Origin of the sequence: Stenotrophomonas sp. SMYL8, from assembly GCF_036320065.1 — a bacterium.
GTDB classification, from domain to species: domain Bacteria; phylum Pseudomonadota; class Gammaproteobacteria; order Xanthomonadales; family Xanthomonadaceae; genus Stenotrophomonas; species Stenotrophomonas maltophilia_A.
Genome location: NZ_JAWIRR010000012.1, coordinates 74,314 through 95,231 on the forward strand (window position 1 = coordinate 74,314; position 20,918 = coordinate 95,231).

The 20,918-nt window shown below is 67.9% G+C and carries 19 protein-coding genes; 1 reads left to right on the plus strand and 18 read right to left on the minus strand.

Annotated features, from left to right (window positions below):
• Positions 1 to 6: 6 nt before the first annotated feature.
• From V3B25_RS11645 to V3B25_RS11670, 6 genes are all read right to left on the minus strand, one after another.
• Entirely contained in the window at positions 7 to 2,208 is a 2,202-nt protein-coding gene (locus V3B25_RS11645; protein WP_329810700.1) for a hypothetical protein, read from the minus strand.
• A complete protein-coding gene (wecB, locus tag V3B25_RS11650; RefSeq protein ID WP_049424979.1) occupies positions 2,205 to 3,389 on the minus strand; it encodes a UDP-N-acetylglucosamine 2-epimerase (non-hydrolyzing) in 1,185 nt (394 codons plus the stop codon). Before wecB ends, V3B25_RS11645 begins: the two co-directional genes overlap by 4 nt.
• Positions 3,390 to 3,655: 266 nt before the next feature.
• Complete coding sequence (locus tag V3B25_RS11655; RefSeq protein WP_049424977.1) at positions 3,656 to 4,693, minus strand: fimbrial protein; 1,038 nt, start codon at positions 4,691 to 4,693, stop codon at positions 3,656 to 3,658.
• Complete coding sequence (locus tag V3B25_RS11660) at positions 4,684 to 7,248, minus strand: fimbria/pilus outer membrane usher protein (protein WP_329810710.1); 2,565 nt, start codon at positions 7,246 to 7,248, stop codon at positions 4,684 to 4,686. Before V3B25_RS11660 ends, V3B25_RS11655 begins: the two co-directional genes overlap by 10 nt.
• Positions 7,249 to 7,340: 92 nt before the next feature.
• Positions 7,341 to 8,069 carry a molecular chaperone gene (locus V3B25_RS11665; protein WP_032128056.1) on the minus strand — a complete coding sequence of 243 codons (729 nt, stop codon included), beginning with the start codon at positions 8,067 to 8,069 and terminating at the stop codon, positions 7,341 to 7,343.
• Between the two features lie 85 nt (positions 8,070 to 8,154).
• Positions 8,155 to 8,694 (minus strand): fimbrial protein, encoded by a 540-nt coding sequence (locus V3B25_RS11670; protein WP_032128057.1) that lies wholly within the window; start codon positions 8,692 to 8,694, stop codon positions 8,155 to 8,157.
• 459 nt (positions 8,695 to 9,153) lie between these two features.
• Here V3B25_RS11670 and V3B25_RS11675 point away from each other — a divergent pair, with 459 nt between their 5' ends.
• Positions 9,154 to 9,519: a hypothetical protein gene (locus V3B25_RS11675; protein WP_014645902.1), complete on the plus strand. Its 366-nt coding sequence runs from the start codon at positions 9,154 to 9,156 to the stop codon at positions 9,517 to 9,519.
• A 10-nt stretch (positions 9,520 to 9,529) separates the two neighbouring features.
• Here V3B25_RS11675 and pncB read toward each other — a convergent pair whose 3' ends face one another.
• The 12 genes from pncB to gspG all read right to left on the minus strand — a co-directional run bounded on the left by pncB (position 9,530) and on the right by gspG (position 20,887).
• Positions 9,530 to 10,708 carry a nicotinate phosphoribosyltransferase gene (pncB, locus tag V3B25_RS11680; RefSeq protein WP_329810701.1) on the minus strand — a complete coding sequence of 393 codons (1,179 nt, stop codon included), beginning with the start codon at positions 10,706 to 10,708 and terminating at the stop codon, positions 9,530 to 9,532.
• A gap of 108 nt (positions 10,709 to 10,816) precedes the next feature.
• A complete protein-coding gene (locus V3B25_RS11685) occupies positions 10,817 to 11,656 on the minus strand; it encodes a glycosyltransferase family 2 protein (RefSeq protein ID WP_049398157.1) in 840 nt (279 codons plus the stop codon).
• Positions 11,653 to 12,507 (minus strand): glycosyltransferase, encoded by an 855-nt coding sequence (locus V3B25_RS11690; protein WP_329810702.1) that lies wholly within the window; start codon positions 12,505 to 12,507, stop codon positions 11,653 to 11,655. The genes V3B25_RS11685 and V3B25_RS11690 overlap by 4 nt, the downstream gene beginning before the upstream one ends.
• A gap of 699 nt (positions 12,508 to 13,206) precedes the next feature.
• Positions 13,207 to 15,408, minus strand: a complete 2,202-nt coding sequence (gspD, locus tag V3B25_RS11695) for a type II secretion system secretin GspD (RefSeq protein ID WP_049424967.1) — start codon at positions 15,406 to 15,408, stop codon at positions 13,207 to 13,209.
• Positions 15,409 to 15,417: 9 nt separating this feature from the next.
• Positions 15,418 to 16,212, minus strand: a complete 795-nt coding sequence (locus tag V3B25_RS11700) for a hypothetical protein (protein ID WP_032130126.1) — start codon at positions 16,210 to 16,212, stop codon at positions 15,418 to 15,420.
• A complete protein-coding gene (gene gspM, locus V3B25_RS11705) occupies positions 16,202 to 16,921 on the minus strand; it encodes a type II secretion system protein GspM (RefSeq protein WP_201118164.1) in 720 nt (239 codons plus the stop codon). The genes V3B25_RS11700 and gspM overlap by 11 nt, the downstream gene beginning before the upstream one ends.
• Positions 16,896 to 18,041, minus strand: a complete 1,146-nt coding sequence (locus V3B25_RS11710; RefSeq protein ID WP_032130128.1) for a PilN domain-containing protein — start codon at positions 18,039 to 18,041, stop codon at positions 16,896 to 16,898. Before V3B25_RS11710 ends, gspM begins: the two co-directional genes overlap by 26 nt.
• A complete protein-coding gene (locus V3B25_RS11715) occupies positions 18,038 to 18,901 on the minus strand; it encodes a general secretion pathway protein GspK (RefSeq protein ID WP_049424963.1) in 864 nt (287 codons plus the stop codon). The genes V3B25_RS11710 and V3B25_RS11715 overlap by 4 nt, the downstream gene beginning before the upstream one ends.
• Positions 18,898 to 19,530 (minus strand): type II secretion system protein J, encoded by a 633-nt coding sequence (locus V3B25_RS11720; protein WP_049424961.1) that lies wholly within the window; start codon positions 19,528 to 19,530, stop codon positions 18,898 to 18,900. The genes V3B25_RS11715 and V3B25_RS11720 overlap by 4 nt, the downstream gene beginning before the upstream one ends.
• Positions 19,527 to 19,946 carry a prepilin-type N-terminal cleavage/methylation domain-containing protein gene (locus tag V3B25_RS11725; protein WP_032130131.1) on the minus strand — a complete coding sequence of 140 codons (420 nt, stop codon included), beginning with the start codon at positions 19,944 to 19,946 and terminating at the stop codon, positions 19,527 to 19,529. The genes V3B25_RS11720 and V3B25_RS11725 overlap by 4 nt, the downstream gene beginning before the upstream one ends.
• Positions 19,943 to 20,437, minus strand: coding sequence for a GspH/FimT family pseudopilin (locus V3B25_RS11730; protein ID WP_032130132.1), 495 nt, complete (start codon positions 20,435 to 20,437; stop codon positions 19,943 to 19,945). Before V3B25_RS11730 ends, V3B25_RS11725 begins: the two co-directional genes overlap by 4 nt.
• Positions 20,438 to 20,443: 6 nt before the next feature.
• On the minus strand, positions 20,444 to 20,887 hold the full coding sequence (gene gspG, locus V3B25_RS11735) for a type II secretion system major pseudopilin GspG (protein ID WP_004142831.1): 444 nt from the start codon (positions 20,885 to 20,887) through the stop codon (positions 20,444 to 20,446).
• Positions 20,888 to 20,918 lie beyond the last annotated feature (31 nt).

A 20,918-nucleotide genomic window follows, 5' to 3' on the forward strand; every position in this document is an offset into this window, starting at 1 on the left:
GGTGGATCAGTGCCCTGTGTTGGCGGACTTGCGGCGGCGCACCTGGGTAACGCGGGCGGCCAGCAGCGCGAACACGATCACGCCGACCAGCAGCAGCAACCAGACCATGTGCCGTTCCCACTTCGATTGCGGATTGCCGTCCTGTGCGATACGCGTGCCATAGGGATCCTGGCGGTCGAATTCGCGCACGGCATCACTGCCGTCGAGCACGGCGAGATCGCCGCGCAGCAGCCGGAACGGCGCGCCGAACGACGGTGCCTGCGCACCGAGGTCGCTGTAGAGCACGCCCAGCTGGCCACCGGACGACACCACCTGCACCACGGCAGCACGATCCAGCCCGCTGACATCCAGCAGCGGCTGCGGCGTGCCGCCGATCAGCAGACGACCGTCCTTCAGGCCGGCCACATCGACACCCGATGGCGCCACACCGAACGCCAGCCACGGTGCGCCCGGGCTGACCGCCGCACCGGCATCGACCACCTTCAGTTCCGACGCCTCCGGCGAGGCACCCACTGCACTGGCCACCGCAATCACCTTGCGCAGCGATGCCGGTGCATCCTGCAGCCACGTGGCCGGCACGAACACCTGGTTGCCGCGCGACAGCTGACTGCTGGCGCCGACGAAATCACTGCCCAGCGACCGCTTGGCCAGGGTCAGGTGGCTGCTGGGCAGGATCGAGACCGGATAGGCGGTGGCCGGATCGTGGCAATAAGGTCGTGCCGGCTGGCGCAGGAAGCTGACGCGGATCTCGTTGCGCGCCGACAGCGCGTAGGCCGGCACCTTGGCCACCAGCCGTTGCGGCTGGCCATTGGCCGACAGCACCTTGCCGCCCAGCAGGTAATCGTTGAAATGGATCGTGGCCACCGCGCCCTGCCCGGCGGCGTTGGGCGCCGCCGAGACATCGATCACCACTTCCTCGGGCAGGCGCCCATCGGCCGACAGCACGCCGAGGTCGAAGGTGGCACTGCGGTCCGCGCGGGTGACCACATCCATCGTACCGGCGATGTTGCCGAGCCGGCTCAGCAGCACCTGGTCTCCGTCCAGCTTCGGTGTTCCCGCCGCGCTGACCTGCAGGCTGCGGCCCAGCGCATAGCTGCGCCACTGTTCGGCGAACAACCCGGCGACCTTGCCCGCCGCCGCCGGGTCGACCACCAGCGTCGGACGGCCAGCAACGGCGACCACGCTGACCGATGCGTTGGCCGTGGGCTTTTCCAGGCCGCCCATATCGGTACCGCGCCACGCGGCGAAGGCAGCGCCCGCATCGGCACCCGTAGCCGCAACCTGTACGGCCAGCGCGTCCAGTGCCGCGCGTACGCCGGCCCGCAGCGCATCACTGCCGATCATCACGTCAGCGGCCAAGGGCCCGCTGTCACGCAGCGACAGCAGCGCGCCAACTTCAGCCAGATCCTTGATCACATGCGCACGCTCGCCCGTCGCCAGCGCAGCGTAGGCCGGCACGCCCTGCAGGCTGGCCGGGATGCTGATGCCGGTCAGGTCGACACTGTCACCGACCTTGGGCAGCGCCACCACCTGCACCTGCTTGCCACCGCCCTGCAACGCGGTACCGATGCGCCAGGCGGCGTCGTAGGCGGGCGCCTGCAGCGCCTTGCCGTCCACCAGCAGGCGCACCTGCGGTGGCAGCGCGCCCCAGGCCTTGGCCACGGTGTCCACGGCGCGGCCGTCGAAGCGGTAGCTGAAACGCGAGTCCGGCGACAGCCGCAACACGTTGGCCGGCGCGCTCTGGTCGGCACATTGGTAGTCGGAGACGATCGACCACCAGCCGACGCCGACCCGCACGAAGCCGTTCTGGCGAGGTTCGCCATCAATGGCCAGCAGCTGGCTGGCGTCGCCCTGCGCATCGGTGATCGAGCGCGCGGCGATCGGATCGCCATCGACCGACCACAGACCGGAAGTGCGCCCGGCGTGGCCGCGCACATAGCGCCCGTCCAGCTGCAGCTGCGCATCGCGGGTGGCGACGCCGGCCGGCACCGGCAGGTAGACCTCGCGCTGGCTCTCCTGCCCGCTGAGCACCAGCGGCTGGCGGAAACCGAGTTCACGCAAGGTCATCTGCCGGTTGACCGTGCTGTCGCCGCTCCATTCGGCGAACTGGCCGGCGACGCTGTCGGCGGCATGGGCACTGGCAACCACGCCCGACAGGACGAACGCGGCGGCGGATGCAAACAGGGGAGAGCGGCCGGTCTGGGTCATGGCGTCACTTCGCGTGGATGGGAGTGGGCGGCACCGCTGTTGCGGAGGCCGGGCGAGAATTCGGGAAGGGGCGTGCCACGCAGGGCGGCGACGATGCGCGCGCTGGCACGGCCATCGCCGTAGGGGCTGGCGTCGGGATCGAAGCGGGTCGGGTGCGGTGGTTGTGCCAGTGCCGCGTTGACCGCCTCGACAATGCGCGAGGGCCTGGTGCCGACCAGCGTCACCACTCCGGCCTCGACCGCCTCCGGGCGTTCGGTGACGTCGCGCATGACCAGCACGGGCTTGGCCAGCGCAGGCGCTTCTTCCTGCACGCCACCGGAGTCGGTGAGGATGACGTCGGCGCGCTGCATCAGGCGCACGAAGCGCAGGTAGTCCTGCGGCGGCACCAGGTGCACGTTGTCGAGATGGCCGAGGTGGGCGTTGACCGGGCCCTGTACGTTCGGGTTGAGGTGCACCGGGTACAGCACCTGCAGGTCCGTGCGTCGCGCCAGCTCGGCCAGTGCGCGGCAGATGTCCTCGAAACCCTGGCCGAAGCTCTCGCGGCGGTGGCCGGTGACCAGCAGCAGGCGACGATCGGGGTCAAGCATGTGGAAGGGTTCGTCAGCCCGCGCACGCAGCGCCGGGTCGGCATCCAGCCGCTCTACGGTCTGCTGCAGGGCATCGATGACGGTATTGCCGGTGACCAGGATCTGCCCGCCCAGGTGTTCACCGGCCAGGTTGGCGCGCGAGCTGGGCGTGGGCGCGTACAGCTGGTGGCCGACCACATCGATCACCCGCCGGTTCATTTCCTCCGGCCACGGCCGGTTGATGTCGCCGGTGCGCAGGCCGGCCTCGACATGGCCGATCGGAATGCGGTGGTGGAACGCGGCCAATGCGGCGGTCATCGCCGTGGTGGTATCGCCGTGCACCAGTACCCGGTCCGGGCGAACCTGCGTGTAGAGCGCGTCAAGCCGTTCGAACAGCTTGGAACACAGGCCATTGAGGGTCTGGTTGGGCACCATGACATCGAGGTCATGGTCGGCGGTGATCGCGAACAGCGACATCACCTGGTCCAGCATCGCCCGGTGCTGGCCGGTGATGCAGACCACCGATTCAATGTCCGCAGCCTCCGCCAAGGCCCTTACCAGCGGCCCCATCTTGATCGCTTCCGGTCGCGTGCCGAACACCGACAGGACCTTCATCGCAGCGCTCCGAAAGGCCGGCGCGAGGGAATGCCAGGAGCTGTAGCCACGTCTGGATCCTTTCGGCGTTCCCGTCCAACACCCGCAGGCAGGAGACGGTCACCTCATGAGGAAACTCCAAAATCGCGACATACATCACATTCGAATGATGGTACGCGCGTCGTGGCATTGATCTTCATCGTTGGAAGATCAAGACGCAGTCAACGCCGCCCGTGGAACGGGCGACGTTGCGGTGGAACGCAGCAGTGGCGCGGCCTGCGGCCGACTTACTCGTACTGGATGGTGAAGGTGGCCTGGCCGTTTGCGACACCTGCACCCACCGTGCCGGCCTGGGTCTGCACGTAACGCGCGCGCAGCGGCAAGGTCATCGTGCTGGTGCCGGGCGTGGTGGTACCGACGTTGACAGTCTGGCCGAAACGCACTTCGCGCTCGGTGCTGCCATCACGCTGGACCATCTGGATGCCGATGCGGGTGGCACTGTTGGTGGCCGCGCTGAGCTTCAGCACGCCCGGCATGTTCGAGCTGTCCTGGTCGGCATCCAGGCGGATACCGATCTTGCTCTGATACTGCGCGACATTGCTGCCCTGGCAGTTCAGGCGGATCTCGAAATCGCGATCGACAGCCTTGGAACCGACACCGGTGAACGTGGTGTTGGGCACGCTGCCGAAATCGACGGCAATGTTGCGACTGCCCGCCTGCACTTCGCAGGTCGGGCTGACCACGGTGGTGCCCGAGCCCCTGAAGGTCGAGGTCAGCACTGGCTTGCTGGGACCATCACCATCAAAGTAATACGTAGTGAAGCGACCATTCGGCGCGATCACGCCCGAACCCGTCTGTGCGGCAGTCTTGATCAACTGGATGCGGAAGCGACCGCCGATCAACGTAACACTGCTGCCACCGCCGAAGCTCAGCTGATGGGGGTAGTAGACCTGGATCGATCCCGAATCACGGAACAGTTTGATGCCCACGCCAGGAACATCGGTTTCATACGTATCCGAGAAGCCCGGCACCGGGCGCTTCTGCGCGGCGTTGACGTACTCACCGATCGAACGGCCTCCGGACCAGTAGTCGCAGCTGGCAACCCGATCGCGCTGAGTGATCGATTCACTGATCTCCTTGATCACGCCGCCGACCGGGGTGCTGGGCAGAATCACGATCTGGCCCATGTCCATGGTGACGTCCTGTGCGGTGAACCAGCTTGAGCTGATACGGCACGCGGCGCTGGCCTGCTGCGCAAGCAACACGCCACCGAGCACGGCCATGGCAGCCAATGCCTTGCGGCCACGGGAAGAAATCATCGGCATGCTGCCTCCAGCGGGATGAAGCCGGTCTTGGACGCATCGGCGCCTGCCGGAACCTGGTAATCGACGGTGCAGCGCTGGTCGGCGCCGGCGCCCCACTCCACCAGCAGGCTGCCCTGGTTCTTCTCGCTGCGCACGTACAGGCGGCCGCCCTGGCTGACCATGCCCACCGGCTGGCCCTGCTCGTCCTTGACCTGCGCACCGAACGGCATGGTGCGGCCATTGGTGTTGCGCACCTGGATCAGCAGCGCGTTGCCCTTGCGGGTATCGAAGCGCAGGTAGCTGATGGCACCGGCGAACGGCGCGATCGACTGGCTGGTGCTTTCCAGCTCGACGTCGTGGGCCATGCCCTGCGGGTCGAGGGTGACGGTGTTGAGGCGGTACGGCGACACGTACGGGACCACCGCGTAGCCGCGGCCGTCGACGCGCAGGCCCGGGGCGTTGCTGACGATCGCATCGCGTGCGCCCGGCGCTTCCACCAGCACCATGGTGTCGCCACGCTGCGGGGTGAAGGTGAAGCCACCCGGATGCACGACCACGCTGCCGTTGGCACCGACCGACGCCTGGCGGAAATCGCGCGAGTGGCTGTAGGTCGCGTTCAACGCGCTGTAGCGGCTGCGGTACTCCGCACTGCCCACCGCGGTGGTGCCACCTTCGCGGGAGTCGGACAGCGCCACACCGTAGCTGAAGTTGTTGTCGATGCCGGTCGAACCGGTGATGCCAACGCGGCTGTTGTCGTAGCCACCGCGCTCGCGCACGCCGAGGTCGGCGCTGAACGACACCGGGTGCGAACCACGACCCAGCGGCACGCTCATCGACAGCAGGTACTGGGTATCCGAACGGCCGAGCACGCCCTCTTCGGTGCGCAGCGCCGAGAAGCCGTAGTTCACCGAACGCCAGGCGTTGTTGTAGCCCACCTGATACTGCTTGGAGGTGCCGGGGCGGTCGTAGAAGTCACGCACCGAGCCGGTCACGTACAGCGCGCCGCCGCGACGGCCCAGCGGCTGGTTCAGCGTTACCTGGAACTGGCTGCGCTGACGGCCACGGGTGGTCGGATCGATGCCGCGCTTGTCCGAATCACGGCCATACAGCGCGTCCTGCAGGCTGTAGAAGCCTTCGGTCGAATAACGGTAGGCGGCCAGGGTCAGGTTGGTCCCGGTCTCGCCGATCATGTTGCTGTAGCTCAAGCGCACGCTGGCACCGGTGTGGTTGCCGTAGTGGTCGAACGTCGTACGTGCGTGGGTGACGTCAGCGGCGAACGCGCCAACCGGCGTGGACAGGCCGACGCCGTACAGCAGCGACAGGTAGCCATCGCTCAGTGCACTGCCGCCGTACAGCGTCAGCTGGTTGCCGATACCGCGCTGGTAGGTGCCCTGCACCAGCCACGGCTCATCGGCCAGCAGCTTGTTGCGCACCTGGCCGGCCGTCAGCGAGTAGCGCGACACGCCTTCGCGCAGCATCTGCGGCACCGAACCGAACGGAACCTTGAATTCGCGGCGGCGGCCATCGGCCTCGATCACGCTCACTTCCAGGTCGCCGCCGTAGCCGGTCGGGTACAGGTCGTCGATGACGAAGCTGCCCGGCGACACGGTGGAGGAGTAGATCAGCTGCTCGTTCTGGCGCACTTCGATGCGTGCGTTGGTCTCCGCGATGCCGCGCACGACCGGCGCGTAACCGCGCAGCGAATCGGGCAGCATGCGGTCGTCGCTGGCCAGGCTGGCACCGCGGTAACCGATCGAGTCGAACAGTTCACCGGTGGTGTAGGCCTCACCGATGGTGAGCATGCCGCGCACCTGCGGGATGCCGCGCTGCGCATAGGTGGCGATGCTCTGCCAATGGCGGCCATCGCCCTCGGACCAGGTCAGGTTCGAATCGTGGCGGAACTGCCAGCCACCCAGGTTCAGGCCGGCGTTGAGGCCGAGGTAGGCACTGCGGTTGCGCTGGCCACCTTCGACACGGCTGTCGCTGTCGATGGCATTGAAGCTGTAGCCGACGAAGCCGGCATTGATACCGCGGTCCCACAGCGCCGGGTTGACGTAGCCGCGTGCCTCACGGCGCAGGAACACCTGCGGGATGCTCAGGTCGTAGCGCAGGTTGCCGCTGTCATAGACACCATAGGCATTGGCCATGCGCTGCTGGACCGGCACGCAGCTGGTCTTGTCGGTCGGCACGGACGGATCCTGCTGCAGCAGCACGGCTTCGCTGTCCACGCCCATTTCTTCCAGCATCGGCAGCGGCAGGCAGGCGTCGACACGGCCCTGCGCATCGGCCTTGAACTGCAGATCGCGACGGCCCTGCCAGGCACCGTTGACGTAGACGTCGACACGGTAGTTGCCGGCCACCATCGGGTTGCCGTTGCTGAAGGCCGCCAGATCGACCTGCTTGGCCTGGCCAGACAGGAAGCTGGAGTTGAACTGGGCCGATTCCGGTGCACGCGCATTGGCCGCACCACTCTGCGCCATCAGCGCCTGTTCGCCGAGATTGGCCGGGGCAGCCAGCGCCCATCCTGGGCAGGCCACGCCAGCAACCAACAGGCAAAGCGCCTGATGGATCGACAATGTCAATCTGTTTCCGATCACACTGACATTCCTTCAATTCGCCGCACAGCGGCGGTGGCGGGATGCGCAGGCCCAAGGCCGGCGCGGCGCGTTCAGCCCCCGGTGCTGCCGAGGCGGATGGTGTGTTCCACCCGGCCGCCGTAGTCGTTGATGGTGATGAAGCGGACCTGGTCGGTGCCCGCCGGTGCGGCGAACTCCAGGCTCTGCTTCGGCGCGACCATCGCGCCCTTGTCCTCGACGGCCTTTTCACTGCTGCCGGTCACGGCATGTACTTCGGCCAGAGTGACGTGGAAGGGGCTCGGGTTTTCCACCCGCAGACGGTCGCCCGTGCGGGTCCAGCGCAGCGCTGCCGGCGCGTCGTTGGCGACGCCCTTCAGGCCCTGCGGCCGGTAGAAGAGCTTCAGGCGCGAACGGAACGCGACCTGCAGGTAATTCTGTTCGCCGCTGTCGGCGTTGTCCGGGGACGGCGGAACATCCAGCACGTTGAGCCAGAACACCGACTCGCGGTCGGTCGGCAGCTGCGCGCCGGAGAAGATCAGTCGCAGCGCCTGGCTGCGGCCCGGTTCGACGCGCGCGATCGGCGGCGTCAGCACGAACGGGGCATCGCTGGTGTCGGCGGTCTGGTTGGCGTCGCCGCTGTCGATCCAGGCCTGCACCAGCGCCGGCGAATCGCCCACGTTGTCGACCTGCACGGTGACTTCGCGCGCCTGCGCCGGATAGATCACTCGCGTGCCATTGACCACCACGCCGGCCAGAGCGTTCTGGCAGAAGGGCAGCGTGAACGCTGCCAGCAGCAGCGCCCGGGGAAAGAATGCTTTCATCGGAAGTACTACGCTCGAGGTATGTGGCCAGGGGCCGCGATGCACTGGCCGGCGCGTACGCCGGCCAGTGCGGGTACGACTACGATCAGTTGTAGATGATCGTGTACTTGACGCTGCTGGTGACGTCGCCCGGGGTGGCGGCGGCAGTGGCGTAGTACTCAGCGTAGTAGTTCAGATCGGCCGAGCCGTCGGTGCCGACGGTGACCCACTGCGAGTTGGTCTGGGCCTGGCCAGCGCCTGCAGCCTTGATCGGCAGGACCTGGTTGTTCGAACCCAGCAGCTGCAGCTGCACGTTGGTGGCAGCGTTGGCCGAAGCCTGGTTCAGCAGGCGGCCGGTGTTGAAGTCAACGGTCGAACCCGGCTCGAAGTAGGTCGCGACGTTGCCGGCGCTGCACTTGGTCAGGTTGATGGCGAACGGGGTGCGACCGGCAACGTTACCGGCGGCGGCCAGGGTGTTCTTGGACACGGTCGGCAGGTTGACGGAGAAGTCCTTGCCGCCCGGGGTCGAGATGGTGCAGGTCTTGTCGGTCACCTTGCCGTTGAAGGTGATGGTGCCGTCGGCGGCGTTGGCGGCCAGCGGAGCGGCGGCCAGCATCAGAGCGGCGATGATATTGATCTTGTGCATTCGCTTTTACCTAACCCTACTGAAGAGATGAGAAGTAGAGGAGGAAGCAAGGAGCACTGCCGGGCTATCAAGACCCATCCTTGCGTCTCACCTGTGGCCGGACTCGGACATACCTTCCCCTGAATCCGTGACGCAAGTATAGGCACAACTGTGATGAAAGTCTCATTATTTTTCTGAACGCCAATTCATTGACGCCTCAAATGTGACGTGGTAGGCGGAATGAGAGCCCGGCGGGCGTGGGGGATTTGACGGCAAGGCGATCAGGTCACAAACGACCCTGCATGACGCTTCCCGTGGCGCGTTCGGCATGCGCGAAAACAGGCCTTTTTCAGGTAGAAATCGCCTTATTTGATGCGCATCACTCTTTCTTGGTGATGGCCCTAGCAGATTCGGATTTGTCCTATTAAAGACGGATCGAACCTGTCGCTAACTAGGACACACCGAACCAGAGAACGTGTCATGAGGAACTCCATTCTGCTGTGTGTGGCCCTGATGTCCGTCAGTGCGCTGGCCCAGGCCAGCAGCGGCAGCATCCGTTTCAGCGGCCGTATCGCCGAGCCGGGCTGCACGACGAACCTGTCCCAGGGTGAGCTGAGCCTGGCCGCCTGCCCGCCCTCGGCCAAGGGCTCGACGGTGGCCGTGACGGCGCTGGCCGATGGCCAGGCCGCGACGCTGCGCGACGGCAAGCGCCAGGGCCAGAAGCTGTCGGTGTCGGCCAGCGCGATGCGCGCCGGCGATATCGCCTTCTCCGAGCGTTACAGCGTGCAGGCTTCGAAGCAGCAGCCGCTGCAGGGCGCCTACCTGGTGGTGGTCGACTACCTGTAAGCCGACGTGTTTACGCCGGCGGCAGCTCGAACACCTGGCGTAGATAGGCCAGGTAGCCCGGGTCGTCGCACATGCTCTTGCCCGGCGAATCGCTGAGCTTGGCCACCGGCTGGCCGTTGCAGCGGACCATCTTGATGACGATGTTGAGCGGCGTTGGCCCCAGATCATTGGTCAGGTGGGTGCCGACGCCGAAGGCGACCTGGCAGCGACCACGGAAGTAGTCGTACAGGCGCATCACCTTGGCGATGTCGAGCCCATCGCTGAACACCAGCACCTTGCTGCGTGCATCCACCCGGCGCTGCTGGAAGTGCGCCAGCATGCGGTCGCCCCAGTCGAACGGATCGCCGGAGTCATGGCGGACGCCGTCGAACAGCTTGCAGAAGTACATGTCGAAGTCGCGCAGGAACGCATCCAGGCCGACCACGTCGGACAGCGCGATGCCGAGGTCGCCGCGATACTCGCGTGCCCACGACTCCAGTGCCGCCACCTGCGAATCGCGCAGGCGCGGGCCCAGCGCCTGGAACGCCTGCAGGTACTCATGGGCCATGGTGCCGTGCGGGGTCATGCCGTACAGGCGGGCGAAGTGCACGTTGCTGGTGCCGACCAGCTGCGGGCCGAGCGCATCGCGCAGCAGCGGCAGCAGACGGGCATGCCAGTCACGCGAGTAGCGGCGGCGGCTGCCGTAGTCGGCGATGCGGCACTGCTCGAACCCCGGGGTATCACGCAGCAGCGCGGCCTTGGCCTGCAGGCGGCGCTCGCCCTCGGCGAAGTCGGCGGTGGTGGTGTTGCGGAACCAGACTTCGTTGATGATCGCCAGCAGCGGCACTTCGAACAGAATGGTGTGCAGCCAGGGCCCGGTGATGTCCAGTTCGATCTCGCCGGGCACGGTCTTCGACGCGCGCAGCTGGATGTACTTGCGGTCGAGGTGGAACAGGCCGAGGAAATCGGCGAAGTCCGGCTTCACGAAGCGCAGGCCACGCATGTAGTCCAGCTCCGCGTCGCTGAAACGCAGGCTGCACAGGTGGTCGATCTCTTCGTTGATCTGGTCGATGTAATGGGCCAGGTCGATGCCGGGCGTGCGGCACTTGAACCGGTACTGCACCTGGGCGCCGGGGTGCTGGTGGAGCACCGCCTGCATCATGGTGAACTTGTACAGGTCGGTGTCGAGCAGGGACTGGATGATAGGCATGGGGCGGATTATGCGCCCGGCAGGGTGAACCGGGGTGCCTGCGGCCACACTCAGCTCACGGGAAACAACATTGGTAGATCCACGCCATGCGTGGATGCTCTTGCGGCGCTACAGCGCCTTGCGCAGCAGCTTCGGCACCAGCATCAGCGCGTGCGCCCAGATCGCGCCCCACACCGCTACCCGCACCGGCAGCGAACGCTGCCTGGCCTCGAACTTCTGGAAATAGCGCCACAGGCCCTTGTGCTTGTGCCATTCAACGAAGAACGGCCGCGAGCGGCTGGAGACGCCACGAACGTGGGTGACCTGCAGGTCATTGGCGATCGCCACCACTGCTCCGGCTTCGCGTGCACGCCGGCACAGGTCCAGGTCTTCGGCATGCAGACGATAGCCGGCGTCCCAACCTCCGATGCAGTCGAACAATGCACGCGGCATCATCAGCAGCGCACCGGACAGCGCCGGCACCCGCTGCAGCGCCTGCTGCGGGTCACGCGGCACCGCCAGCTTCGAGCCCTTGCCCGGCGAGCGCAGCATCATCAGGAAATCCGGGTCGCGGCGGCGCACGGCTTCGTCGGCATGGCCCTGCTCGTCCACCTGCTCGACACCGAGCAGGCAGTCGCCCAGTCCTTCCGCGCGGCTGCGCAGTGCGGCCAACGTCTCCGGTTCGACCATCAGGTCCGGGTTGATGAAGGCCAGCCATGGACTGTGCGAATCGGCCACGCCCTGGTTGTTGGCGGCGGCAAAGCCGGGATTGTCCGGATTGCCGACGAAACGCACGCGCGGGTCGTGGCTGGCATGGCGCTGCACGATATCCAGCGTGCCATCCATCGAGCCATTGTCGATCACCCGGATCTCGGCCACGTCCTGCGCCTGGCGCAGACGCGAGAGGCAGGCGTCGATGGTGCTGCCGCTCTGGTAGGTGACGACGATGGCGGCAATGGCAACATTCAAGCAGGAGGCTCCGGCGCGGAAGACGAGACGAACAGGTCACCCTGTTCCTTCGGCATTATCGCCTGCCGCATGCGCTGCTGCAGATCGACACGCAGGCCATGCAGCGGATCGTGCATGAGGAAGTCAGCCAACCGTGGCACCCACCCCGGCCAGCGCGCGGCCAGGGCCTCGAGATCGCCATCACGGCTGACCGCCTCCCCTGCCCGGCTGACGAAGGCGGTCTCGCACAGCACGTTGCGCCATCCCAGGCCAGCCATGCGCAGGCTCAGGTCCACCAGTGCCGCGTTCCAGCCGGCGTAGCTGTCCACGTCCAGGCCGCCGGCGCGGCGACGCGCGTTGCCGCGCACCAGTACCGCGTGGGTGACCGCCGAGGGCAGCTCCGGATGCAGCACCGGCAGCGTGGCACAGGTGTGTGCCAGCAGCGCCGGGTCCTCCGGTTCCGGATTGATCTCGCCCAGCCGCGGCCATGCAGCGGTTTCGCCGGCATTGCACCACGGGGTTGCGGTGGCGATGGCGGCGTCGCGGGCGAAGGCATCCTGCAGCTGCTGCAGCCAGCCCGGCGCGGGCACGCTGTCCGGCGCCAGCACCGCCACGTCCATGCCCTCGCAGGCGCGCAGCATCTCATCCAGATGGGCGACCTCGCCCAACGGCCGCGCGCGGCGGGTGTATTCGGCCTGCAGTGGCGTATGCGCCAACCAATGCTCCACCACCGCCTGCGCACGCGGGCCGGTCTGCGCGTCATCGGCCAGCCAGACCGCGGTACCCGGCGCGGTGCCGGCATCCAGCGCGGCCAGGCAGCGGTCGAGCGCGGCATCGTCCACGCACAGCGGCAACAACACGATCGCCCCCATCCCGCCTCCGTGGTTGTCGGTAGCCACAGCCTAGCACCGGGGGTATCGGCCGGGTTGCACCCGGCGCCCGCAGAGGCCAGAGCCGAAGCAACAGCAGAAGCCGGCTATCCGTGGCATGGCGGGGTGGGTCCGGTTGCGGGGGACGCCGTTAACCCCCCTCCGGGGTCCGGCCCAGCCGCTGGCGGCTGTGCGTTCGGGCGCTTGCGAAGCAGTGCTTCGCAAGCAAAGCGCCCTCACCCATGGGGGCTTGGCCGCGGCATCCATGCCGCGGACACCCCCGCAACCGGACCCACCCCGCCTTCGACAGTTTCCTGCGATCTGTCGGGCATTGCTTTCTGTAGAGCCGAGCCATGCTCGGCTCAGATCTCACAGATATCGAAATATTCGATTTCGATGGAGAGTCTTCCACGCATGGCGTGGATCCAGCGTGTCGACCAAGGTCGACACCTACCAACAGCAGCAGGAAACTGTCGAAGGCGGGGGGCGGGGGGGGGGGGGGGGGGGGGGGGGGGGGGGGGGGGGGGGCCGCCGGCCCGGGCGGGGGGGGGGGGGGGGCCCCGCCCCCCCCCCGCCCCCCCCCCCCGGCCCCCCCCCCCCCCCCCCCCCCCCCCCCCCCCGCCCCCCCCTCAGTAAACCCGCTGTTGCCGTTGCTCCAGCTCTGGCCTCTGCGGGTGCCGGGCGCAGCCCGGCCGTAACCCCTTACTTCTTTGCGCGCGGCTGGTTCAGCGGTTCCATCGCGCGGAAGCGCTGGCTGTACTCGTCGGTCAGGGTGCGTGCCTCCTGCCCGTTGCGCACGATGCTCGGCGTCAGCAGCACGATCACCTCTGAACGGCGGCTGGTGCGGCTCTTCTGCCCGAACAGTGCGCCCACCACCGGAATCCGGCTCAGGCCGGGGATGCCGCTGCTGCCATCGGTGCCCGTGTCGGTGATCAGGCCGGCCAGCATGATGGTGTCGCCGCTCTGCACCGCCGCTTCGGTCGACAGCTTCTTGGTGGAAATCCGCGGGTTGCAGTTGCGCTCCTGCGGGTTGCAGTTCTCCGGCACGTTCGAGGCGCTGCTCACTTCCTGCACGATGTCGAGGAATACCGTGCCGTCGCGGGTGACGCGCGGGCGTACCTTCAGGATCACGCCGGTGTCGATGTACTGTACCGAGCTGTAGCTGCTGGTGCCGATACCGGTGTTCACCGTGGTGGTATTGATCGGCACCTTGTCACCCACGTTGAGCGTGGCCTCGGCGTTGTTGCGCACGAACACCGAGGGGGTCTGCAGCAGGCGCACATCGGTGACCTTGTCCAGCGCGCTCACCACCGCCGCGCCATTGTGGCCGGTGAACGCCCAGCCCAGTCCTTCACCAGCGGTTGCAGCACCGGCGAAGCTGCTCCAGGAACCGCCGGCGGCGGCCGGCAGGGTCACGCCGGCCAATGCGCCGGTCAGCGCGCGCCCGGCCACCGCGTTGTCGAAGAACCAGTTCACGCCGTACTTCAGGTCCCCCTCCAGTGCGACCTCGGCCACCTGCGCTTCGATATGCACCTGCAGCGGCATCACGTCCAGCTTCTCGATCACTTCGCGGATCGAACGCCAGGCCTGCGGGGTCGAGCGCACCAGCAGGGTGTTGGTTTCCTCCACCGCCGACACGCCCACGCGATCGCCTTCCACTTCCAGGCTGACGCTGACGTTGCCGGACTGGCGCTGCGGCAGGTTCATGCTGCCGTTGCCGGTGCCACTGGAACCACTACCCGGCGTCGAACCGAAATTGCTGCTGTTGTTGCTGTCCATGCCACGATCACCGTCGCTGCCCAGCTGCGACGGCATTGCACCCGGTGCCAGCGAGGCCGGGCTGGAGCCGCCGCGGTTGCCGCTGCTGGCGAAGGCTTCACTGAGGCGTTCGGCCAGATCGCGCGCCTTGATGTAGCGCAGCTCATAGGAGAACAGGCGGGCGCTGCCACCGGCGGTGTCGATGCGGTCCAGCCACTGCTGGATCTGGTCCAGGTAACGCACCTGCGGGGTGATCACCAGCACCGCGTTGGCGTTTTCCAGCGGCAGGAAGCGGAACATGCCGGCGCTGGGCGTCTTGCTCTCCTCGCCGAACACCTTCTCCAGGTCGGCGGCCACCTGCTCGGCCTTGCCGGACTGGATCGGAAACACGCCCACCGACATGCCCGACAGCCAGTCGACATCGAAGATCTCGACGGTGCGCATGTAGTTTTCCAGCTCGGCGCGGGTACCGCCCAGGGTGATCACGTTGCGGCCGCTGTCGACGTTGACAATGGCGTTGGGGCGCGCGTACGGCTCCAGCACCTTCTTCATTTCAGTTGCGGAGATGAACTGCAGCGGGATCACCCGTACCTCGAAGCCACGCGCACTGGCTGCCGGCGCCGTGCTCGGCGCGACAGTACCGGCCAATGCCTGATCGGCGGCGACGATGTTGTAGCGGCCGCCGCTGTAGACCATGCGGGCATTGTTCCAGCCCAGCACCATCTCCAGCAGGTTCAACGCCTGCGCCGGCGACACCGGCTTGGGCGTGGCCAGGGTGACTGTGCCCTGCACCCCTGGTGCGATCACGTAGTTCTGGCCCAGCATGTCACCGAGGATGGCCTTGACCACCGCATGCACCGATTCGCCTTCGAAATTGAAGGTTGCTTCACCGGTGCTGGCGCCATGCAGTGCCGGAGCCGGTGCGCGTGCTGCTTCGCGGTTGATCATGGTGCCGGTGCCACGGCGGATCACCGCCTGCGGAGCGCCCTGGGCGTCACGGGCAGCATCAGCGGCGACTTCGGCCGCCTGGCCGGCCTCGGCAGTGGGCGACAGATTGCCCTTGCGCTGCACATGCGGTGCGGACACGGTGCTGCAGCCGACCAGCAGCGCGAGGGCAAAGGACCAGGGAAGGAAACGCAGGCTCATGCATTCACTCTATCGGTTGGTGCCATCGCCCGGGGGCGGCGACGGTTGTTGCTGCTGTTGTTGTTGCTGCAGCTGGCGGCGACGGGCCTGGATGCGTTCGCGGATGGCCTGCATCTGCGCTTCGCTGGGGCCGTTGTTGTTGGCAGGCGGTGTGGCGGCCGCCGCAGCCGAGGATGCTGGCGCACTGCCAGCAGGCGACGGCGATGCGGTTGCCGCAGCCGGCGGCGGTGCCGGCGGAGCGCCTGCCGGGGGCGGCACAACGATCGCACCGGCCGGTGGCGCACCGTTGGCGCCGCGCAGCACGGTCGGCGGTTCACCCCCCTGCCCGTTGAATACCGCCAGTTCCAGCACCTGGTTGCCACCGGGGCCGATCACGGTGGCCTGGCGCGGCTGCAGTGCGACCAGCTGCCAGCCGTCGACGGCTTCACCGTTGAGGCGCAGGCGCAGCGAGCGGTTCTGTTCGGTGGTGAAGGTGGCCATGCCGAAGTCGCCCGTCAGCAGCACGCCGGTCAGGCGCAGCGCGGCGCTGGCGGCGGGCTCGCTGCCGCCGAGCAGGTAGGGCTTCGGCCTGCGGTCCTCGGCGAACAGCGGTCGCTCGCCGATCGCGCTGTAGCTGTCGGCGCTGGCCATGCGTTCTGCGGCCAACGGCGGCAGCACCGGCAACGAAGGCACCGCATCGGCATCACCGTCCGCACCTGGCAGCTGGCTGCCCAGACCGAAGCCGGTGGCCAGCCAGACCGCTGCCGCCCAGCCGGCCAGTGCCAGCAGGAAGCCGGTGCGAAGGCTGATCTGCTCAAGCTTCATCGGCCACCTCCTGCCCTTCTTCCGGCGCAGCCGGTGCGGCGGCCGGTGAAGGTGTGGCCGAAGGCGGTTGCGGCGCCGCGCCCGGTTCGGCTGCAGGTGCCGGCGCAGCGCCATCGGCCGCAGCACCGGGCAGCAGGTAACCGGCCAGTTCGAACGACACGTCCAGGCCGAGCCCGGACTCGTTGGGCGACTGCTGGAAGCGCTGCGCGATCAGGTTGAGGTTGTCGACGAACAGGCGCGGGCTGCCGGTTTCCAGGCTGTGCAGCACCGTGGCCAGTTCGGCCACACCGCAACGCAGGCGCACCTGCATGGCCACGCGCACGAATTCGGCGTCACGGCGGTTGTCGGTCAGTGGCGTGCGGTTGCTGATGGTGCAGCTGCGGTTGCCCGGGCTGGCCATCGCCACCGCATCCTGCAGCCTCGCGCCCAGCGCAGCGGCCGCAGCTTCGGCGGTGGCTTCGCGCAGGAAGCCCGGCCGCTGCTGCAGTGCCTCGCGGGTGGCGCGCAGGCGCTGTTCGATCTGCGGCTGCTGCTGCAGCTGCGCCTGCACGCGCTGCTCGCGCTCGCGCAGGGCGGCCACGTCGGCGTCGATTTCGCGCAGTGGCTGGGTGAACCAGGGGTGCACCAGCAGCAGGTAGGCCAGGCCCAGCACTGCCAGCAGCAGCGCCAGTGCCAGCCAGCGGTCACGGCGTGCGCTTGGCATCGGCATCGGCCGCCTCCCGGGTCGGGGCCGCAGCCGGCAACGGCTGCAGTTCGGCGGTCATGGTGAAGCGGTCACGGCCACTGGCGGCGCCATCGGCCTGCAGTACGCCGGTCAGATTGACCTTGCGCCACTGCGGTGCGTCCTGCAGCAGCTGCACCAGCTGCGAGGCCTCGCGGCTCAGGCCGATCAGCTGCAGGTTGTTGTTCTCGATGGCCAGCTTTTCCAGGTAGGTGCCCTCCGGCAGGCGCCGGGTCAGTTCATTCCAGATTTCCACCGTTCCGGCGCGCTGGCTGCGCTGCTTTTCCAGGAATGCGGCACCATCGATCAGCGCCTGCAGCTGCGCACGTTCGCTGGCGACACCACGCGCACTGCGTGCACTGCGCTCGACCTGCGCACGCAGTTCGTCGGCGGCGGCGCGGCGGTTGTCGAGCAGCTGCAGGGCCGCCAGCACCAGCATCACCAGCGCGGCCACGGCCAGCAGCACATTCCAGCGCCGCGTCGGGTCTGCCCGCAGCTGACGCTGCCCCGGTGGCAGCAGATTCACCTGCAGGGGTTCACCCTCGGTGTCGATGGCATCGACACCGGCCAGTGCATCGGCCCATTCGCCTACGCTGGCCCGCCACGCCTCAAGCTGGCGCAGTGGCCAGGCGATCAGTTCGACCTGCAGCTGGCCCTCGGCGGCGCCCCCGAGTTCACGCACGTCATAGCTGACCTGGCTGGATTCGAACGGCGTCTGGCGGTCGATCTCGAAACCGACCACGGCGCGCAGCCGGTCGGCCGCAGCCGCAGGCAGGCGCAGATGACGACGCAGTACCTCGCTGGCCGGCAGCAGCCACACCCGCGGCAGGCTGCGCAGTCGCGGTTCCAGCACGCGGTCCAGTTCGGCCGGCGACAGCGGCCATGGCACGCTGGCAACTGCTTCGCGGCGTTCTCCGGCCTCTCGCCAGACCTGCAGCTGCTCACCCTGGCGCTGCAGCAGCAGGCGCGCCTGTGCCCAGCCCAGTGCCCACTGCCAACGTGCCGGCACCCAGGCCAGCAGCGATTGCCGCCACCAGCGCAGGAAACGGCCGGCGCCAGGGCCGATCCGGCCCTGCACCTGCCGCACACTGTCCTGCCATGCCGTCATCTTGCTGTCATTCCCTGCTCCCAGCGAAGCACTGTGTAGGACCGCCCGGGAACCCCGCCCGAGCCATTGCGTACCACTGCCTGCAACACCGACCGGCGTCCACTGCCGTCGGTTGCACGAGACTCGATACTATAGGTGCCGCTGCTGCTGGCAAGCGTTGTCGCACCGCCAGCGGTATCTGCGTCACGCTCCTGCTGTGCGCGCTGCGCCAGCACGGTATCCGCATCCAGGCCCAGTGCGGTCAGCACCGGCGCGCTGGCGAACTGGGGATCCGGGCGTGCCTGGCGGCTGTACAGGGTCAGGTGCGGCAGCATGGCCTTGTACAGCGGGCCGCGCATGCCCAGTACCCGCTGCAGTTCACCGAGCGTCTCGAAACGCTTGTTGCGTGGGCCATACGGCAACCCCGCCGCCGCATAGTCCGGGGCTTCGGCACCGCCGCCCGGCTGCAGCAGGCTGTCTTCATCACGCCAGTCGACAATGGCACCGGCCAGCTGCCGGGCTGCCCCTTCGTCTTCGCCGAGCGCCTTGAGGAACGCGGTCAGCAAGGTCACGTCGACCAGGTTCAGGTTGATCTTGCCGTTCTCGTCCAGCACCTTGATCTCGATGCTGGCGTCATCGAACTGCCAGCGGTAGGTTCGGCCATCAGCGCGCCAGGGCGCCCGCAGCGGATCGGCGGACAGGCGCAGCAGCGCGTACTCCAGGCCGGCGCGCGCCCGTTCCTGGCCGCGTGCATCGTCATCCAGCACCCGCTGCTGCAGATGCTCGACCCGTGCGCTCAGCGCGAACGCACCGACCAGCGCGGTCATCAATGCGATCAACCACAGCACCAGTACCAGTGCCGCACCGTGTTGCCGGTTCATCGCGCGCCTCCGCTGCCACCGTTGCGCGGCGCCACCACCAGTGTCGGCCAGGGCGCGCCCCTGGCCGGGACGATCCTGATCTCCACCAGCAGCGGCAGGCGGCGGGTATCGTCCCAGCGCGGCATCCAGTCGCTCACCTGGCCGGTACTGGCATCGATGCCGCGATAGCGCAGTTGTACCGACTTCAGGTTTTCCACAAGCACTTCCGGCGGGCGCGGCGGGTTCTCGGCGATGCGCTCGCCTTCCTGCAGCAGCACCAGGTCCAGCAGCAGGCGCTGCTGGCCATCGCGGCCGTCCACCTGCAGCGCGTGCAGGTAGGGTCCGCCGCGGCCGAGGTAGCCCGGCAGATCGGCGGCGAACAACATGCGCTGCTCTTCGCCCTGGAAGAAGATCGGTTCGCGGGTGGGATCGGGTACTTCCAGCGGCGTGCGCAGCGCACCGGCCAGCTGCCGCCGCAACAGCGCCTGCACCGCGCGCATGCGCTCACTCTCGGCCGCGATCTGCTCGCCACGCTGACTGACCGCCATTGCCGAGCGGACGCTGGCGAACGCCAGCGCCAGGCCACCGGCCAGCAGCACCGTGGCCAGCATCACTTCAACCAGCGTGAAACCTGCGGCGCGGCGCTTCATCGCGCGCTCTCCAGGTCCGGCGGCAGGAGGCGCAGGCTGCGCCAGCGCAGCTGCTCGCGTTCGCTGTCGCCCCAACGCACCTGCAGCTGCAGTTCGGCCAGCCAGGGGGCACCGGCCGACTGTGACTGCACGGCGTTGCCGGCACGTGGCTCCACCCACGGCTGCACCTGCAGCTCCCAGTGGTAGCGTCCCTGTTCCCAGTCGCCCTGCTGGCTGCCCACCTGCAGTGGCGTGGCGACACCGGTTTCGGCCAGCAGCGACTGCGCATGCAGTATCGCGCGCGTGCGCAGCTCGGCCTCGCGCACCTGCCTGGCACCACCGGACAGACTGCCCAGCAGCAGGGTCAGCGCCAGCCCGAGCAGGGCAAAGGCGATGATCACTTCCAGCAGGGTGAAGCCGCGAACGTGCCGCTTCATTGTGCCCGCCAGGGGCCGGAGCGGACCTCACCGGTCAGCCAGCCCACGTCGATGCGCCATTCGGCATCGTCACGCTGCAGCCGGATGCGGCCACCGCTGGAGCCACCATCGGGATGGAACTCGATCACGCCCTGCCCTGGCGCGGTGGCCAGCTGCGCGGCGCCTTCGAACTGCACCTGCAGCTGTGCCGGCACGTCACCATGGCGCTGGTTGGCGCCTTCCCAGCGCCGCTTTGCCGGTTCGATGACAAAGCGCTGCGGCTCGCCGCGGGCGATCGCCTGCGCGCGTACTACCCGCAGCTGGTTGGCGATGTCCTTGCCGGCGCTGCGCAGCTGCATGCCGGCGAAGCCGCGCGACAGGCCGGCGGCGGTAATCAGGCCGATCGCTGCGATCAGCGCGATCACCAGCAGCATTTCCAGCAGCGACAGGCCTGCTGCGCGCCTGCCGTGCAGGCGCGGGCGAGGCAGCCGGCGCGGCAGGAAATACGTCATGCAGGATTACGGCTGGTAGCGGATGTCGGCATCGACGCTGCTGCCGCCGGCCTTGCCATCCTTGCCGAGGCTGATCAGCTCGTACGGCTGGCCTTCGCCCGGCGCACGGTACTCCAGCGCGTGGCCCCACGGGTCGTTCAGGTCAGCCGGCTTGGCATACGGCCCCAGCCAGCCACCGACACCCGCCGGTGCGGTCACCAGATCGTTGAGCGAGCCGGGCAGCTTGCCGGTATCGATCTGGTAATTGTCGACCTTGGACGCAACGGTCTGCACCTGCGCCTTGGCGATGTTGGCCTTGCCGCGATCGGCGCCGCCCAGCACGCGGCTGGCGACCAGGGTCAGCACCGCACCGATCAGCACGATGACGATGATGATTTCCAGCAGGCTCATGCCCGACTGGTTGCGCGCGGCGGTGAAGGAAAGGCGGATCGGTCGACGGGAAGCAATCATGGTCGGTCCTTTCAGTTGCGGAGTGTCGGGG

What these genes read in the sequence shown, in the direction of transcription:
- V3B25_RS11645 (WP_329810700.1), bottom strand. Translation starts at nt 2,208, where the DNA reads ATGACCCAGACCGGCCGCTCTCCCCTGTTTGCATCCGCCGCCGCGTTC.
- wecB (WP_049424979.1), bottom strand. Translation starts at nt 3,389, where the DNA reads ATGAAGGTCCTGTCGGTGTTCGGCACGCGACCGGAAGCGATCAAGATG.
- V3B25_RS11655 (WP_049424977.1), bottom strand. Translation starts at nt 4,693, where the DNA reads ATGCCGATGATTTCTTCCCGTGGCCGCAAGGCATTGGCTGCCATGGCC.
- V3B25_RS11665 (WP_032128056.1), bottom strand. Translation starts at nt 8,069, where the DNA reads ATGAAAGCATTCTTTCCCCGGGCGCTGCTGCTGGCAGCGTTCACGCTG.
- V3B25_RS11670 (WP_032128057.1), bottom strand. Translation starts at nt 8,694, where the DNA reads ATGCACAAGATCAATATCATCGCCGCTCTGATGCTGGCCGCCGCTCCG.
- V3B25_RS11675 (WP_014645902.1), top strand. Translation starts at nt 9,154, where the DNA reads ATGAGGAACTCCATTCTGCTGTGTGTGGCCCTGATGTCCGTCAGTGCG.
- pncB (WP_329810701.1), bottom strand. Translation starts at nt 10,708, where the DNA reads ATGCCTATCATCCAGTCCCTGCTCGACACCGACCTGTACAAGTTCACC.
- V3B25_RS11690 (WP_329810702.1), bottom strand. Translation starts at nt 12,507, where the DNA reads ATGGGGGCGATCGTGTTGTTGCCGCTGTGCGTGGACGATGCCGCGCTC.
- gspD (WP_049424967.1), bottom strand. Translation starts at nt 15,408, where the DNA reads ATGAGCCTGCGTTTCCTTCCCTGGTCCTTTGCCCTCGCGCTGCTGGTC.
- V3B25_RS11700 (WP_032130126.1), bottom strand. Translation starts at nt 16,212, where the DNA reads ATGAAGCTTGAGCAGATCAGCCTTCGCACCGGCTTCCTGCTGGCACTG.
- gspM (WP_201118164.1), bottom strand. Translation starts at nt 16,921, where the DNA reads ATGCCGATGCCAAGCGCACGCCGTGACCGCTGGCTGGCACTGGCGCTG.
- V3B25_RS11710 (WP_032130128.1), bottom strand. Translation starts at nt 18,041, where the DNA reads ATGACGGCATGGCAGGACAGTGTGCGGCAGGTGCAGGGCCGGATCGGC.
- V3B25_RS11715 (WP_049424963.1), bottom strand. Translation starts at nt 18,901, where the DNA reads ATGAACCGGCAACACGGTGCGGCACTGGTACTGGTGCTGTGGTTGATC.
- V3B25_RS11720 (WP_049424961.1), bottom strand. Translation starts at nt 19,530, where the DNA reads ATGAAGCGCCGCGCCGCAGGTTTCACGCTGGTTGAAGTGATGCTGGCC.
- V3B25_RS11725 (WP_032130131.1), bottom strand. Translation starts at nt 19,946, where the DNA reads ATGAAGCGGCACGTTCGCGGCTTCACCCTGCTGGAAGTGATCATCGCC.
- V3B25_RS11730 (WP_032130132.1), bottom strand. Translation starts at nt 20,437, where the DNA reads ATGACGTATTTCCTGCCGCGCCGGCTGCCTCGCCCGCGCCTGCACGGC.
- gspG (WP_004142831.1), bottom strand. Translation starts at nt 20,887, where the DNA reads ATGATTGCTTCCCGTCGACCGATCCGCCTTTCCTTCACCGCCGCGCGC.